This window comes from Chitinophaga sp. LS1, from assembly GCF_034274695.1.
GTDB lineage: Bacteria > Bacteroidota > Bacteroidia > Chitinophagales > Chitinophagaceae > Chitinophaga.
On the sequence record NZ_CP128362.1, the window covers coordinates 6,112,511 to 6,129,965 of the forward strand.

Here is a 17,455-nt window from a genome sequence, read left to right on the forward strand (position 1 = left end):
CCATGCAGAAAGTCATAAAAAAGATAATTGCTTTTTCGTTAAAGAATAAGCTTTTCATAGGTTTTGCGACCATCGTCCTCGTCGTATGGGGTGTGATCGCATTCAAAAATATTCCCATTGAGGCTTTTCCGGATGTAACAAATACTCAGATCACTATTATTACCCAATGGCCTGGCAGAAGTGCCGAAGAGGTAGAAAAGTTTGTGACTGTGCCCGTGGAAATAGCCATGAACCCTGTACAGAAAAAAGAATCTGTTCGTTCTACGACTGTATTCGGTCTGTCAGTGGTGAAAGTGATCTTTGAAGATGGTGTGGACGATGCGTTTGCCCGTCAGCAGGTAAACAACCTGCTCCGTGATGTGGAACTGCCTGATGGTGCAGACCCTGATGTACAGCCCCCTACCGGCCCTACCGGTGAGATCTTCCGCTATACGCTGGAGAGCAAAACCAAGACGGTGAGAGAGCTGAAAACACTGCAGGACTGGGTGATTGAACGTCGCCTGTTGAACGTACCTGGTGTAGGCGATGTGGTGAGCTTTGGGGGGGAAGTAAAAACGTATGAAATTGCCGTAAACCCACAGAAGCTCGCTTCTTATAATATCACCCCACTGGATGTATCAAACGCGATTTCCAAAAGTAATATCAACGTAGGTGGTGATGTGATCGTAGATAACTCACAGGCTTATGTAGTACGTGGTATTGGTTTGCTGAACAATGCGGAAGAAATTGGTAACATCATCGTTGACAACATCAATGGTACACCTATTTTAGTAAAAGATATCGGTACTGTGGCTATCTCTGCCCTGCCCCGCTTAGGTCAGGTAGGTCGTGATAAACAGAACGATGTGGTGGAAGGTATCATCGTCATGCGTAAAGGTGAAAACCCAAGTGAGGTGATCAAACGTGTGCAGGATAGGATTACCTACCTGAACGACAAAGTGCTGCCTCCCGATGTAAAGATCAATACATTCTATAACCGTAGTGACCTGATCGAATTCGCGACACACACCGTATTGCACAACATGCTGGAAGGTATCATCTTCGTAACGGTGATCGTATTCCTCTTTATGGCTGACTGGCGTACGACTGTGATCGTGGCGATTGTAATTCCACTGGCACTGCTGTTTGCATTTATCTGCCTCACACTAAAAGGCATGTCTGCGAACCTGCTGTCGATGGGGGCGATTGACTTCGGTATCATCATTGACGGTGCCGTCGTGATGGTGGAAGGGATCTTTGTGTTGTTAGATCAGCGGGCACACCAGATGGGTATGGAGCGGTTCAACAAACTTTCCAAACTGGGTATCATCAAGAATACCGGTGGTGAACTGGGTAAAGCGATCTTCTTCTCCAAACTGATCATCATCGCAGGTCTGTTGCCTATCTTCTCTTTCCAGAAAGTAGAAGGTAAGATGTTCTCTCCGTTGGCATGGACACTGGGCTTTGCGCTCTTAGGTGCATTGATCCTCACCCTGACCCTGATTCCATTGCTCAGTAGTATTTTACTGCGTAAGAATGTAAGAGAGAAACACAATATTTTTGTGGAGTTCATTACTAATGGTGTAATGAAAATGTTCGCCTGGACATATAGAAATAAACGGCTCTCTTTGCTGGTTGCGGTTGGTTTAGTGGTAGTAGGTCTGTTCAACTTCAAATTCCTGGGTAGTGAGTTCCTGCCTGAGCTGGATGAAGGTGCGATCTATATCCGTGCTACCTGTCCGCTCAGCGTATCGCTGGAAGAATCCAAATCTATCGCCAACAAAATGCGGCGTATTATCCTGTCTTATCCGGAGGTAAAACAGGTGATGTCGCAAACCGGTCGTCCAAATGATGGTACGGATGCAACAGGTTTCTACAACATCGAATTCCATGTGGATATCTATCCAAAAAAACAATGGAAGAGCGGTATTACGAAAGAAGAATTGATTGACCGTATGCAGCAGAAACTGGCTGTGTATCCGGGTATCAACCTGAACTTCTCCCAGCCGATCATGGACAACGTGGAAGAAGCGGTATCCGGTGTGAAAGGTTCCCTGTGTGTGAAGATCTATGGAGATAGTCTGGTGTATACTGAAGGCAAAGCCAATCAGGTATATGATATCATGAAGAACATTCCGGGTGTGACAGACTTAGGTGTCATCAAGAACATTGGTCAGCCTGAAATGGATATTGAACTGGATGAAAATAAAATGGCCCTGTATGGTGTAACGACTGCCGATGCCAATGCGATTATCGAAATGGCGATTGGTGGTAAAGCCGTTACACAGATCTATGAAGGTGAGCGTAAGTTCCAGCTGCGTCTGCGTTACGAAGAGCAATACCGTAACAATGCAGAAGCGATCAGTGACCTGATGGTACCTACCCTGCGTGGTGCAAAAGTACCTATCAAAAACATTGCGAACATCAAGACCCTGACAGGTCCGAGCATCATCTTCAGAGATGATAACAGGCGCTATACTGCTGTAAAATTCTCTGTACGTGGTCGTGATATGGGTAGTGTGATTGCGGAAGCACAGGCCAAAGTGAATAAGGATGTGAAGCTGGATAAAGGCTATGAAATGCAGTGGGCGGGAGACTTTGAAAACCAGCAACGTGCCACTCAGCGCCTTACTCAGGTAGTACCAATCAGTTTGATGCTGATCTTCCTGATCCTGTTTGTGATGTTTGGAAATGTGAAGGATGCAGGCCTTGTATTGATCAACGTACCATTTGCGATCATCGGGGGTATCGCTGCCCTGCTCATAAGTAACACAAACTTCAGTATCTCTGCAGGTATCGGTTTCATTGCACTCTTTGGTATCTGTATACAGAACGGGGTGATCCTCATATCGGTGTTTAAGAATAACATGGGCAAGGTGAAAAAGCACGACTTCAACCACCATACACTTGAAATATCCATAAGGGATGGTGTGCGCGAAAGGGTACGTCCGGTGGTAATGACAGCACTGATGGCGGCAATCGGGTTGTTACCGGCGGCATTGTCCAAAGGAATAGGTTCCGAGACTTCCAAACCACTGGCAATTGTAGTGATTGGGGGGCTGATTACGGCAACAATTCTGACGCTGTTAGTATTCCCGCTGTTCTTCTATCTTGGATATAGAAAAGTTGGTCAAAAAATGGATTAATTCAATTTAATAAAGCCAGCCGCAAGCCAGCGCCAAAAAGGAAGGCTTCCACGTACAGCGGAAGCCTTCCTTTTTGTTTTTATTAACATAATTTACCTATATTCAATTAAAATTATACACCCCGTCAATCAAAATCGAAAAATCGCCACTATATGAAGAACTGCTTTGTAAAAGCCAGTCTGTGCTGTATGCTGTTATTACAACTTTTCACGTTAGCATACGCCCAGCAAAAGACCATTACCGGTACCGTAACTAATAAGACTACCGGCGAACCCCTACCTGGTGTAACCGTTAGTTTAAAAGGTACCCTGTCGGGGACTATCACCGATGGCAGCGGCCACTATAAATTCAACACGACCCGATCGTTGCCGCTGACACTTATTTTCTCATCCGTAGGTTTTAAAAGCGAACAGGTACAGGTCTCGAATGAAGAAAGTAACAATATTCAGCTGAGCTCCACCGAAATCCTGGGTGAAGAAGTAGTAGTCGCCGCCAGCCGTGTATCAGAATCTATCCTTGCCTCCCCGGTGTCGATCGAAAAACTCAATGCTACCGCCATCAGGGAAACACCTACCCCCAATTTCTACGATGCACTCCCCTCTCTGAAAGGCGTGGAAACCAGTATGCAAAGCCTCACCTTCCGTACCGTAACGACCCGTGGTTTCAATACGAATGGGAACACCCGTTTCAATCAGCTGGTAGATGGTATGGATAACCAGGCCCCCGGTCTCAACTTCTCTGTAGGAAACATATTAGGCCTCTCCGAACTGGATGTCGCTTCTGTTGAATTACTGCCCGGTGCATCTTCCGCCCTGTACGGTGCAGGTGGGATGAACGGTACCCTGCTTATGACCAGCAAAAGCCCTTTTGAATACCAGGGACTGAGCCTTCGGTTGCAGAGTGGTGTAAACCATGTAGGTAAGCAACAACAACCTTATGTAGGTTATATCCCGGACATTGCTGCCCGCTATGCAAAAGCTTTTGGTCGCTTTGCATTTAAGCTGAACGTCTGCTACCTGCAGGCAGATGACTGGCAGGCTTTGGATTCTACTAATTATGACCGTTTAAATGGCAAGACAAAAGCGGGTTTCTCACATGCCTCAGATCCCAATTATGATGGGGTGAATGTGTATGGTGATGAAATCACAACTACCTATGGCACCAGCGCCGGTTACCTGAATGGGGTGGCAGTGTCACGTACCGGTTACAGGGAAAAAGACCTGGTGGATTATGGTACTAAAAGTTTAAAATTAAGCGGTGCTTTACATTATAAATTTACCGATAACCTGGAAGGTATTATTCAGGGTAACTGGGGTAAAGGTACCACGGTGTATACCGGCTCCGACCGCTACTCTCTCCGCAATTTCGACATGGGACAGTATAAGGTGGAACTGAGAGGCAAACGCTTCTATTTAAGAGCATATACCACACAGGAACGTTCAGGCGAAGCCTACAACGCGACTGCGCTTGGTACCCTGCTCAATGAAACTTACAGCCCAAGTGCTACCTACGATGCTAATGGCGCTGTAACAGGTGGCTGGTTTGCAGAATATGCCACTGTTTACAACCAGGCAAGACTGGGTGTATTTCAGGGGGCACCGGGTGTAAAGACGGATCTGGAAGCACATGCCATTGCCCGTGGATATGCAGACAGAAACCGTTTAGTACCAGGTTCTGAAAACTTTAACACAGCGAAAAAGACAATTACGGAACGCTACATCGGGTTTGGTACTGATCGTAATGGTGCTAAATTCAATGATAAAACAAACCTGTACCACTATGAAGGATTCTATGATTTCACGGATCATGTAAAAGTACTGGAATTGCAGGCAGGAGCTAGTTTCCGCCATTACGCACTTAACTCAGACGGTACCATCTTCGACGATGCAAACGGACGTATTGGAATCAATGAATACGGTGGCTTTGTACAGGTGGGGAAGAAACTGGTAAATGACAGGATTAAACTGACAGGTTCTGTGCGCTATGATAAGAACGAAAACTTTGATGGCAGGTTTACACCCCGTATCTCTGGTGTATTCACAGTAGCACCACAACACAATATCCGGCTCTCCTTCCAGACAGCTTATCGTAATCCTACCAACCAGGACCAGTACATAGATTTACCTATCCGCTCCAATACAAGACTGATTGGTGGCTTGCCGGCATTGATCTCAAAGTATGACCTGTATAATACAAAAGGCTATACACAGGCAAGCGTTCAGCAATATGCTGCAACCGGCGATCCTACCAAACTGGAAACGTATACCTTTGGTAAGTTCAGACCTGAGAGCGTGAGTTCTTATGAAGTAGGTTATAAGGGGCTGATCAATAACCGCCTGTTGATAGATGCTTACTACTATTACAGCAAGTATAAAAACTTCCTTTCTTACCTGGTACTGATCCAGCCTACACAGCCGCTGGCTTCCGATCCATCATTTAGCAGAGCAAATATCTTTGCGACTTATGTAAACAATCCTTCTGATGTGGTCACACAAGGAGGTGCGTTGGGACTGGAATATTTGATTGGTAAATGGACCATTACTGGCAATGTATCCTACAATGATATCACGAAGGATTCAAAGACATTATCTAATTCATTTAACACGCCTAAATATCGTTTCAATCTAGGTTTGTCAAACAGGAATGTATATAAGAATCTTGGATTTAATGTGATGTACAGATGGCAGGATGCGTTTACGTGGAATAGTAGTTTTGTGCAGGGTGAAGTAGCGGCGTATGCTACGCTGGATGCACAGGTGAACTATAGAATTCCAAAAGTGAATGCGACAATTAAAGTTGGTGGTTCGAATATAACTAACCACTATTATCAAACATCATTTGGTAATCCAAAGGCAGGAGGTATTTATTATGTCTCTTTGCTTTTCGAAGACCTTCTGAAATAAATAAAAAACAACCTCTAAATTGAAACGCTTTGCCATCGGCAAAAGCGTTTCAATTTAGTACTCAAAAATATTTAAATCGGGAAAGTATATTCCTCCCCTCTCTCCGAAACTGTCGCATTATACCGACTCTCCCACAAAGGAGAATGCACCTGCGTATCCTCATACTTCTTCAACTCCTCCTTCAATTGTTTCAACTCCTTCGGATGTGACGCTGACAGATCATTTTTCTCTTCCCTATCCTTAGACAGATCAAACAACCATTCTTTTTTATCATGCTCATTCACCACTAACTTCCAGTTCCCACTCCTAAACGCTTTTGAAAACCCACTTCTCCAAACAAATTGCTCATGGGGATGCTTATTCAACGTTCCCTTTTGTAAAAAAGGTACAAGGTTCACTCCATCATAAGTCCTGTCAGCAGGTAGTGTCGCACCGGACAATGCCGCAGCAGTAGCAAAAATATCCAGCGAAGATATCTCCTGTGCTGATGTCACGCCGCTGGTTATATGCCCCGTATAGCGTACATAAAATGGTACAGACAAACCACCTTCAAAGTGCGTACACTTGCCACCCCGCAAAGGATAATTATCTGTCGCACGGGTATAACTTGCACCACCATTATCACTGGTAAAGAAAATGATCGTATTATCTTCCTGACCAGATGCTTTCACCTGCGCCAATACCTGACCCACAGCATCATCCAGTGCTTCAATCATACCATAGTAAATACGTTTAAGAGAATCCTTCTCAGTAGTTATCCTGTTATAATAAGCCTTTGGCACCTGGAATGGATCATGCGGCGCATTAAAGGTCAGGTATAAAAAGTAAGGCTTGTCTTTATGCTGCTGTATAAACTGCGAAGCTTTATTAGCCAAAGAAAAAGTAAGGTAACCCGTATCCTGCACGACCTCTCTGCCTTCTCGAATAGCAGTCGCGCCATTACGTGGTGTCCATGCAATCTTATCCGTCAATGCCCATGGTGCACGAATGCCCACATATTTAGTGGTATCCAGTTCCCCTTCTGTATAAGGAGATAACCCTGCCTGAAAATAATAGCTGTAATCAAATCCTTTCTGATCAGGATAGAAGCCATCACCAGTACCCAGGTGCCATTTGCCTACGATGCCAGTAGCATACCCCTGCGCATGCAGCAACTGCGCCAGCGTGAGCTCAGAAGCGGGCAACCCATTCTGTGCAGCCCCACTACCATCTGGCATAAATTCATATCCAAATCTTACCTGGCTACGCCCCGTGATCAACCCCGCACGGGAAGGAGAACAAATTGGCGCTGCTGCATATGCAGTGGTGAACCGTATCCCACTCTTCCCTAATCCATCTATATTTGGCGTCCGTACTTTCGTATTTCCATACGCCTGCAGATCACTATATCCTAAGTCATCTGCCAATATTACAATGACATTCGGCGGGCGGTTAGGCGCCGGCTTTTTGCCTGTAAAGCTGCACAATACAGCTGTGCCCAATACGACAGGTAACAAAAATCTTCTTTTCATTTATTAGTGCTTTTTACTGAATAATTCATCAAAAGTGAAGCTCGCATAATACAAGCCGCCAATAGAAGGCCCACTCATATACTGCGTATAATATTTGTTCAGGATATTGCTTCCACCGATCCTGATCGTACTCTTCGCTGCGGGAATATGATAGGAAACCTGCGCATCCAGTGAACCCCATGCCGGTACATATCCATTCGCAATACTGGACACCCAGTTAATACCACCTGACCAGCGATAAGCCACATTAAATCCAAAGTTTTTATACACATGCGTATTCCCCAAACTAAAGCTTCCACTAAAACTGGGTGTATTAAACCCTCCTGAACTCAGGTAAGCATCCTTCGTCCCTGCCTGATCAAACCCATTATAAGTCGCATTCGCAGAGAAATGATAATCTTTTGGTAATACATAATCTACACCCAGAGATACTCCATAGTTATATACTTTAGAAGGTGTATTCGTATACACAGAATAACTGGAATAATTACCTCCGGCTACTGCGATTGCTGCCAGACTATCGTTGGATATCCCAGATGAGAGATTTACTTTACCCACGCCAATACCCTGTATAAATCCATCAAACTGTACCCAGAAAGCAGATACATCCACAAACAATTTATCATTCAACAATGAGCCCTTATAGCCCAGTTCAAATGTTAAGTTCTTCTCTGGTTTGATGTAATTGATAGGCGCAGCTACCAGCAGGGATTTATTCGCCTGAATAGCTTCATCCCTGTCTGTACCTGCGTTCACAGCTTTGTTGACAGCCGTATTAAACGCTGTTATACTGGAAGTGAAGTAAGAGTTCCCTATGATATCATAGGATTGCAGGTTCTGTTTGATACCACCCAATACCTGCGTAGTACCTAAGCGCAGATTTGCCCACGCATCCTGGAATACAGGCATTCGGTAACCATTCTGAAAAGATAAACGAAAATTATGCTGAGGTGTAGGAGAATACACCAACCCAAGCCGTGAAGTGAATTGTCCATCTATATATTGTGCCTTATCATAGCGCACGGAACCTGTCGCTTTTAATTTGCCGGGAATAATCTCCCTGCTTAACTGTACAAAAGCACCGCCTTTCCATGTGGTAATAGGACTTCCCGTAGTATCAGGATAAAAGGTACCATCAGAGCGCAAAGAACTAAATCTGTAATCTGCACCAATCTGCACATCCAAAATTTTAGAGGTCCATTTAGACAGATCCGCCTGCAATTCATTATGAATAAAATACCCTCTGGAAATAAACTTCGCACCTGAAGTCCAGCTGCCAATGCGTTTTAAACTATCGGCTATATGATTAAAAGAGGTAGTACCTGCTTCAATACGACCGTTATCAGCAGCGGTTCTTGCGGCCTGCAGGGCAGTATTCATATTCCCTTCAGAAGAATAGTTACTATTAAATGCGGTAGTAAAATCACTATACCACTGGCTATCGCTCTTCCACGTACGATTAATATTATCAGCCAGGAAACGGATATTATAAGAATCCCCTGAGTTCTCCGTATTCACATATCCCTTATAAGAGATCACAGGAGATTTAAATGTGATCCCATGCTGTTGTACTGTGTAGTTTTTAAACTTCAGCTTATTTGCACGGGTAAAAATATTATCAACGATCCCACCTTTATAAGAATAAGACAACCGGGTATCATTATTGAATTTATACACTAAGGTCGCATCTGCTTTCAGCAATTTAGATGCATAATCAGTCAGCTCGGCTTCTTTATAACCTGTGCGGCTTACTACCACACTCTGGCTATTCAGAGTCAATGTCCGATAACTTTCATCGCCATACACATTCACACCATTGTACCCGGGATCCTGACGTGTGCCTATTGAACCATACCCAATTCCTGCATTCAAATTTGTCTGCCTGGCAGTATCACCGGAAGCCCAATCACTCCCACGGGTATATGCAAAGTTCACTTTAAATGCCAACCGGTCAGAAATCGCTTTCGCATACCGCAATGAAATACTGGTATATGCTGAGGGTGACACATAGTTATAAGGATTATGAAGATTATTTACCCCTCCTTTATAATTAAAACTCAGCCCCTGATGCAACCATGGATCCTTCGTGATTGTATTTACCAACCCATTCGTTGCACTCAACCCGTACAGCGCCGAAGACGCCCCCGGTATCAACTCCACACTCTCCACATCCAGATCCCCTGCGCCAATCGTATTCGCTATTGGGAAGTTCAATACCGGCGACTGATTATCCATCCCATCTACCAGCTGTACAAACCGCAAATTCGTAGGATTCTGGAACCCACGTGTATTATACACTGTAAACAGCAAACTCGTATTCAACGTATTCACCCCCTTTAGTGAAGAAATCGCCTCATAGGCACTCACGGCCGGGCTTTCTGCCAGCTGCCTGCTGCTTAACTTCTCGATGGTAACCGGTGAACGCAGGATGGATTCCGAATGACGTGACGCTGTCACTACCACGTCATTCAAGTGTGTAATTTGTTTTTCAGATAACGTAATTGTAACAAAGCTGGCATTCTTTAGCACCACTTCCTTATTACCATAACCAACGTAAGTCACCACCAGCTTCACGGGAAATGCCCCCGAAAAAGGTAAATGGAATACCCCCGCCGTATCGGTCAGCGCCCCTGTCGTGGTAGACTTAATAAATACACTCGCTCCCGGAACAGGGGTGCCTGTATCCGGATCTACTACTTTCCCCGTTAATTGTGCATGTGCTGTTATAGTCATCAACATGCCTATCAGTGTTAATATTGCTCTCATTTTTTTGCGACGATATTTTTAATTTGAGAGACAATGGCCATTAGTCTACTAAATAAGTAGACAAATATAATAAAGGAAAGATTAATGGAGAGGAAAAAATATTTACGGGAAAGGATTAATTACCAGTTTAAAAAACGGGGCTATCAGAGAATCAGATCGTGTGTAAGCAGGAATTAAAGCCCCCTGAAATAGGCGACGCCCTGGGACCAGATGGCCCAGGGCGTCTTTTGTTGTAACCCTCATCGGCCCTAAAAGCCGTGAAGCATCTTTTATACATTAAAACGGAAGTGCATAACATCACCATCCTCTACGATATACTCTTTACCTTCAATTCTAAAGCGGCCGTTATCTCTGGCAGCTGCTTCTGAACCATATTTAACATAATCATCATAAGCAATTACTTCCGCTTTGATGAAACCTTTTTCGAAATCCGTGTGGATCACGCTCGCTGCCTGTGGAGCTTTCCAGCCTTTATGGATGGTCCATGCCCTTACTTCCTGCACACCCGCTGTGAAGTAGGTGATCAGTTCCAGCAGGTTGTAAGCAGAACGGATCAGGCGGTTCAGACCTGGCTCAGTCAGGCTGTATTCAGAAAGGAACAGTTCCTTGTCTGCCGGATCTTCCATTTCAGAGATCTGTGCTTCGATGGTATTGTTCATCACGATCACCTGTGCGCCTTCGGCTTTAACACCTTCCTGCAGCGCCTGGGAATATTTATTGCCAGTGTGCATGCTGCCTTCGTCTACGTTAGCTACATACAGCACTGGTTTTGCTGTCAGCAGGAACAGGTCTGCAATAGCAACACTGTCTTCCTTGCTCAGACCCAGTTCACGGATATTTTTACCTTTTTCCAGGTGTTCCTGGCATTGTTTCAGGATTTCGTATTCTTTCTTTGCTTTCGGATCACCACCGGTCTTCGCCATCTTTTCAGTACGGGCGATTTTCTTTTCCACACTTTCCAGGTCTTTCAGCTGAAGCTCGGTATCGATGATTTCCTTGTCGCCGATCGGGTTGATCGCACCTTCCTCACGGAGGATGTTGTCATCTTCGAAACAACGGATCACGTGCACGATGGCGTCTACCTCACGGATATTGGCGAGGAACTTGTTTCCCAGACCTTCACCTTTACTGGCACCTTTTACCAGACCGGCGATGTCTACAAATTCAATGGTAGTAGGTACAATTCTGTTTGGGTTTACCAGTTCTGCCAGTTTACTCAGTCTGGTATCCGGTACATCCACCAGTCCTACGTTAGGTTCAATAGTACAAAAACGGTAGTTGCTAGCCTGCGCTTTTGCGCTGTTGCTTACCGCATTAAATAATGTCGATTTTCCCACATTCGGTAATCCAACAATTCCTGCTTGTAACGCCATTTTTTTAAAAAATTTGCGCGAAGATAGTATTTTTTTAACTTAATTAAGAAGTTTTGCCATCCGGCCTCTTCTGCGCTAAAGAAGCCATCTTGCAGCCGGGTAAAAAATTTATTACATTTACCGGATTACTTATATAACCAATCTAAATTCATGGCTTTAAACTACGTCTGGCTGGCTTTTTTCCTGGTTTCTTTTGTGGTGGCACTCTTTAAACTGATCGTTTTGGGAGATACCGCTGTGTTCTCTACCGTTATGACAAGCATGTTCGACAGTGCCAAAACCGGGGCCGAAATCTCACTGGGTCTGGCCGGAATCATGACCTTCTGGCTGGGAATGATGAAAGTGGGTGAAAAAGCTGGCATGATTGAAGTGTTTGCCAAAGCCGTAACACCCTTCTTCTCGAAACTGTTTCCATCTATTCCAAAGGGCAATCCTGCCATGGGATCCATGCTCATGAACTTTAGTGCCAACGCACTGGGACTGGACAATGCCGCTACTCCCCTTGGCCTGAAAGCCATGAAGCAGCTACAGGAGATCAATAAAGAAGAAGATACTGCCAGCGATGCCCAGATCATGTTCCTGGTGCTCAACACCGCTGGGATCACGCTTATTCCTACATCAGTGATCGCTATCCGGCTGGCACAACATGCTGCCAACCCTGCGGATATCTTCATTCCTACCCTGATTGGTACACTCATCTCCTTCATATCGGGTATGATTGCCGTAGCCATCTACCAGCGTCTCAATCTCTTCAAATTGCCCGTATTGATATTTCTGGGCATCTTCGGCGGCTTACTGGCTATCTTATATTATGCCATGCATAACCTGCCCGCCGAGCAAATAGCGACTTATACAAGCTTAATTGGCGGACTGGTGATCTTTTCGATCATTGTATCCTTCCTGACCCTGGGATTGATCAAAAAAGTAAATGTCTACGATGTATTTATTGAAGGGGCGAAAGAAGGTTTTCAGACTTCCGTAATGATCATTCCTTACCTCGTGGCCATGCTGGTAGGTATCAGCGCCTTCCGCGCTACCGGGTGCCTGGATTATGTAACAAATGGCATTGGAGCTGTAGTTGCCTGGATGGGTCTGAATACTGATTTCGTACCTGTACTGCCTGTCGGCATCATGAAGACTTTCAGTGGTGGCGCAGCGCGGGGCCTGATGGTTGATACGATTGTACACTATGGTGTAGATTCCTTCCAGGGCAAACTGGCCAGTGTAATTCAGGGTTCTACAGAAACTACCTTTTATATATTAGCCGTATACTTCGGATCCGTAAATATCAAAAAGACCAGATACGCCCTTACCTGTGGGCTGATTGCAGATGTAGTTGGCCTCATAGGCGCCATTATTATCGGCTACATTTTCTTCTGGCATAAATAAACCTTATTTACTATCTTACCGGCACCACCACGAACGAAAAAACCTTATGCATGCTTACTAAGAAAATCCACGAAGACTGGATCGCTGTCATCATAGCGTTCCTCTCAATTGCCGTTATTACCTTTGGTCTCAAGCCTTTTTTCGGAACCGTGATCCTGACCAAAACCGCATCGGGTTTTATATGGGTAGCCGCCAGCCTGTTCATAGCGAAAGTACTTATCCGCAGTACGGCGGACTTTATAAAATTACTTCCCGCATTATTAGTGATTGTATTAATTACGCTTATGGCACAGATCGTGGCGAACACCGCATTCATGAAGTCTTACGGCATAGAAGTGGTACTCTTCAGCCTTATTCTCGGGTTAATCATCAGCAATACGATCGGTGTACCTGGCTGGTTAAAACCTGCTATTCAAACGGAACTTTATATCAAAATAGGATTGGTATTATTAGGTTGTACCGTCCTGTTCCAGGATATCGTCAAAGCCGGCGCTTTGGGTATTATTCAATCCGTAGCCGTCGTATTTACTGTCTGGTATTTCAGCTTTTGGGTATGTAAGAAATTAGGGCTGGATGATGAATTCAGGATGATGATATCCAGTGCAGTGTCTATCTGTGGGGTATCTGCAGCCATTGCCACTGCTGGAGCGATTGAGGGAGATAACAAGAAACTATCCCATGTCATTTCACTGGTATTGATTGTCGCCATTCCGATGATGCTTTTTATGCCTTACATCGCCAAGTGGGCAGGCATGTCTCCAGCTGTAGCGGGTGCGTGGCTGGGAGGTACCATCGATACTTCCGGTGCAGTTGTAGCTGCGGGTACCATGCTGGGTGAAGAAGCCCTGAAATATGCCACCCTGGTAAAGTTCTCGCAGAATGTATTATTAGGATTAGCAGCGTTTTTTATCTCTTTATACTGGTCTTATTCCAAAAAAGATGCGAACTACGAAAAGCCAACATTGAGAACCATCTGGGAGCGCTTCCCTAAATTCGTGTTAGGTTTTATCCTCGCTTCCCTCCTTTTCTCCTTTGCCCTCAGCCCTATGCTGGTGACAACCATCAAGGGTAGCATCAAGGAATTACAAACTTACTGGTTTGCCTTAGCCTTCACCTGCATAGGGCTGGAAACAAAGTTCACTGACATTTTCAGTATGGAAAGAGGACGCCCGGCTATGGCTTTCATCATTGCACAGGTGTTCAATATCTTCTTTACACTGGGTATTGCTTACCTCGTGTTTGGTTAATCATATTTTTCCATCTTGTCGTCGATGTATACATCTGCGTCTTTTTTGATCTGCATTTTGATGTAGCACAATAGCTGTGATGCACCGGCAGTGAAGCATACTTCCTGTGCCTGACGTACCACCGCCATTACTTCATCATACTTCCCTTCTATCACAGTTTCAAACGGACATACCCGGTACTTGAGGCCAGAGTTGTGAATGACAGCAATGGCCTCATCTACTGTTGCATAAACCTTGTCTGACGGTACTGTAGGCAGGATCTGTAAAGCTACGTTAATCGTGTGTTCCATTATTTTTTCCATTTTACTTCGTAAAGATCTTTTCGTATATCCTTTTTGGTCTGCACGCTTCCAAAGGCATGCAATTCCTTTAATAATACCAGGTCGACATCTGCAATCACCACCATTTCTGTATTAGTGGTCGCATCTGCTTTAACCCCTGTTACAGGAAATGCAAAGTCAGAAGGGGTTAATACTGCACTCTGTGCATATTGCAGATCCATGTTATTCACCTTGGGCAGATTACCTACACAACCCGCTATGGCTACATAACATTCATTCTCGATGGCACGTGCCTGTGCACAGAATCGTACCCTGTTGAAAGCATGCTGAGTATCTGTGAGAAAAGGTACGAACAGGATCTGCATCCCCTCTTCTGCCAGTATACGGGATGGTTCAGGGAATTCTACATCGTAACAGATCTGTATCCCAATTTTTCCACAATCTGTATCAAAAGTTTTCAGTTCATTCCCCCCTTTGATTCCCCATGCATACACCTCGCTCGGTGTAGGATGAATTTTGATATAATGATCAAAGGTACCATCCCTGCGACAGAGGTAAGAAATATTATACAGTGCATCCTCAATCAGGATCGGCATACTACCTGTAATAATATTTACATTGTATGCCACTGCCTTACCTACAAACCAGTTCCTGATCTCCTCTGTGTATTTCGCCACACCCCTGATGGCCTGTGCAGAATCCATCTGGCTAAATTCTGCCATCAATGGGGCGTTGAACAATTCAGGGAAAACCACAAAGTCAGACCCATAATCGCTCACGGCATCAATGAAATATTCTACCTGTTGCAGGAAACCATCCAGGCTGCCATAGTCCCTCATCTGCCATTGCACCAACCCGATACGCACAGTAGATTTATTATAACGAACGGTATCATTATCCTTTTCATAGTAGATATTATACCATTGTAATAGCGTAGCGAATCCTCTGCTGGCTTCATCATTCGGCAGGTAATTCTTTAATATTTTCTTTACTAAAAAGTCGTTGGAGAATTGAAAGGTCAGGGTAGGATCATATATTTCTTTATCCTTAACTTTCTCGATATACTCACGGGGAGTGAGCTGATCCGCATATTTCTCATAATTCGGAATACGGCCACCGGCTACTATACCTCTCAGGTTCAGCCGCTCACAAAGGTTCTTGCGGGCGTCATACAAACGTCTGGCCAGTCGCTTGCCCCTGTAATCAGGATGTACAAACACTTCGATACCATATAAGATATCCCCTTTGGGAGTGTGGGTACTGAAAGTATAATACCCTGTGATCTGCTCATAGGTGTGCTCATCCCCAAATTTGCCATAATCCACGATAATGGATAAGGCACAGCCCACTATCTTCTCATTCACAGTGATGGCAATCTGCCCCTCCGGAAATATCTCAATGAGCCTGCGGAGCGTGGGTTCCCGCCAGTAACTGCCTGCCATATCTGGGTAGGCCCTCAACATAGACTCCTTCAAATCGATATAATCCTCTGCGGTCAATTGCCTGATTTCTACAGTTTCTGACATGGTCTCTTCGTTTTACAGGCAATTTAAAGTAAAAAGGGCATATCATGACGATACACCCTTTTTGCGGATTTTTCGCATATTCCCCCGCCGCTTTGCGGGGTTTTCCTCAAGTATGAGAGGAAAGCTATTGATTCAGTAGATCCTGAATATAGATAACCTTATTATTTTGAGTTTGTAAAAAGGCTTTATTTGCTCTGCCAATGTGCAGGAATGCTTTCACCTGTCTGATAAAAAATACTGGCAGGTAAAACAGCGCGGCTACGGTTTTCCTGTCTGTACTCATCACCGCTACGATGATCAGGAAAGACAAAGGGAACAGCACCATCGCCACTAGCCAGCCCAGCATCCACACCGGTGAGATCCAATAGTTCACTACTGCAAAAAAGGCCGCTCCCACCACCTGCAGAAACAATGGCGGACGCAGTAAATTAAAACCAAAGAATACGAGGTTAAAACTGCCACGTTTCAATCCCGTCAGCAACACATCCCAACCGTATTTTAAATATTTAAAGTAGGCATTGATCCACCTGGTACGCTGTGTTTCCAGTGCATCGCCGCTATCAATCTTCTCATCGTATACCTTCGCTTCTTCTGCATAGGCCAGCTGTGGAATCAGTTTCACAATATCGGCCTGGATCTTCTTATCAAATCCACCCAGGAAGTTGCGATAGATTACCTGCTTGTACAGGGCTGTTTCGATAGCAATACCCAGTCCCCATATATTGGCAGACAATCCCATTTCCATGCGCATACGCCTGTCAATGAAGTTGCTGAAATAGTTACCTGCAGCATCCAGTTGTGCATATACGCTATCGTTGTTCTTCGCCAGCATATTGGTTTGTACCGCACGGTAACCTTTATTGAAATACCTGTTCAATACGTCGAGGTAATCAGGATGCAACAGGTTGTCTGCATCCAGTATGATCATTACATCGTGTGTAGCATCAAAATGATTGATCGCATAGTCGATGGAACGGATTTTTGCATTTAAGGGTACTTCCGGCAGTAACACTTTTACCTGTGGATCGTCGTTGTATCCAATGTTCGCATGTTCACAGCCATCCGCTACAACATATACTTTGAAGTGGCGGTAGGTTTGCCTGAGTACAGAATCTACAAGGGGTGGAACCAGTTGTAGATTCTTATGGGCCGTGATGATGACTGCAAAAGAATAATCTTGTGCCGGTGCTTCAGTATTCACCTTCCTGCTAGCAAAGAGGGAGCCAAAAAATTTCTTTATGCCATAAACAAGCAAAAGAATAGTTGGCTGTAGCAGGTACGCTGCCAGCAAAAGCTGTATCGCTGCAAAGCAGTAAAAAAGGATGGTCCACATA

Annotated in this window: 10 protein-coding genes; 4 read left to right on the forward strand and 6 right to left on the reverse strand. The window is 44.8% G+C overall.

The features are described from left to right. Positions 1-2 precede the first annotated feature (2 nt). Both QQL36_RS25170 and QQL36_RS25175 read left to right on the forward strand, forming a co-directional pair. Positions 3-3,125, forward strand: a complete 3,123-nt coding sequence (locus QQL36_RS25170; protein WP_083725415.1) for an efflux RND transporter permease subunit — start codon at positions 3-5, stop codon at positions 3,123-3,125. 152 nt (positions 3,126-3,277) lie between these two features. After that, positions 3,278-6,028 (forward strand): TonB-dependent receptor, encoded by a 2,751-nt coding sequence (locus tag QQL36_RS25175; protein WP_321567168.1) that lies wholly within the window; start codon positions 3,278-3,280, stop codon positions 6,026-6,028. A gap of 71 nt (positions 6,029-6,099) precedes the next feature. Here the strand turns inward: QQL36_RS25175 and QQL36_RS25180 are convergent, their stop codons facing one another. The 3 genes from QQL36_RS25180 to ychF form a co-directional block, all read right to left on the reverse strand. Then, positions 6,100-7,539, reverse strand: a complete 1,440-nt coding sequence (locus tag QQL36_RS25180) for a sulfatase-like hydrolase/transferase (RefSeq protein WP_321567169.1) — start codon at positions 7,537-7,539, stop codon at positions 6,100-6,102. A 3-nt stretch (positions 7,540-7,542) separates the two neighbouring features. Beyond that, positions 7,543-10,305, reverse strand: a complete 2,763-nt coding sequence (locus QQL36_RS25185) for a TonB-dependent receptor (protein ID WP_321567170.1) — start codon at positions 10,303-10,305, stop codon at positions 7,543-7,545. Between the two features lie 269 nt (positions 10,306-10,574). Continuing rightward, positions 10,575-11,678, reverse strand: coding sequence for a redox-regulated ATPase YchF (ychF, locus tag QQL36_RS25190; RefSeq protein WP_321567171.1), 1,104 nt, complete (start codon positions 11,676-11,678; stop codon positions 10,575-10,577). A 150-nt stretch (positions 11,679-11,828) separates the two neighbouring features. On the opposite strand from ychF, the gene QQL36_RS25195 reads away from it, so the two are divergent. Then, on the forward strand, positions 11,829-13,067 hold the full coding sequence (locus tag QQL36_RS25195; protein WP_083725405.1) for a nucleoside recognition domain-containing protein: 1,239 nt from the start codon (positions 11,829-11,831) through the stop codon (positions 13,065-13,067). 50 nt (positions 13,068-13,117) lie between these two features. Beyond that, the gene (locus QQL36_RS25200) at positions 13,118-14,314 is read left to right on the forward strand and encodes a YeiH family protein (protein ID WP_321567172.1); all 1,197 of its coding nucleotides are present in this window, start codon (positions 13,118-13,120) and stop codon (positions 14,312-14,314) included. Here the strand turns inward: QQL36_RS25200 and QQL36_RS25205 are convergent. From QQL36_RS25205 to QQL36_RS25215, 3 genes are all read right to left on the reverse strand, one after another. Further along, positions 14,311-14,604 carry an MTH1187 family thiamine-binding protein gene (locus QQL36_RS25205; protein WP_083725465.1) on the reverse strand — a complete coding sequence of 98 codons (294 nt, stop codon included), beginning with the start codon at positions 14,602-14,604 and terminating at the stop codon, positions 14,311-14,313. The two genes, QQL36_RS25200 and QQL36_RS25205, sit on opposite strands and share 4 nt — an antisense overlap. Further along, positions 14,604-16,121, reverse strand: coding sequence for a bifunctional GNAT family N-acetyltransferase/carbon-nitrogen hydrolase family protein (locus QQL36_RS25210; RefSeq protein ID WP_083725401.1), 1,518 nt, complete (start codon positions 16,119-16,121; stop codon positions 14,604-14,606). The genes QQL36_RS25205 and QQL36_RS25210 overlap by 1 nt, the downstream gene beginning before the upstream one ends. A gap of 124 nt (positions 16,122-16,245) precedes the next feature. After that, positions 16,246-17,454, reverse strand: a complete 1,209-nt coding sequence (locus tag QQL36_RS25215; protein WP_179091201.1) for a glycosyltransferase family 2 protein — start codon at positions 17,452-17,454, stop codon at positions 16,246-16,248. Position 17,455 lies beyond the last annotated feature (1 nt).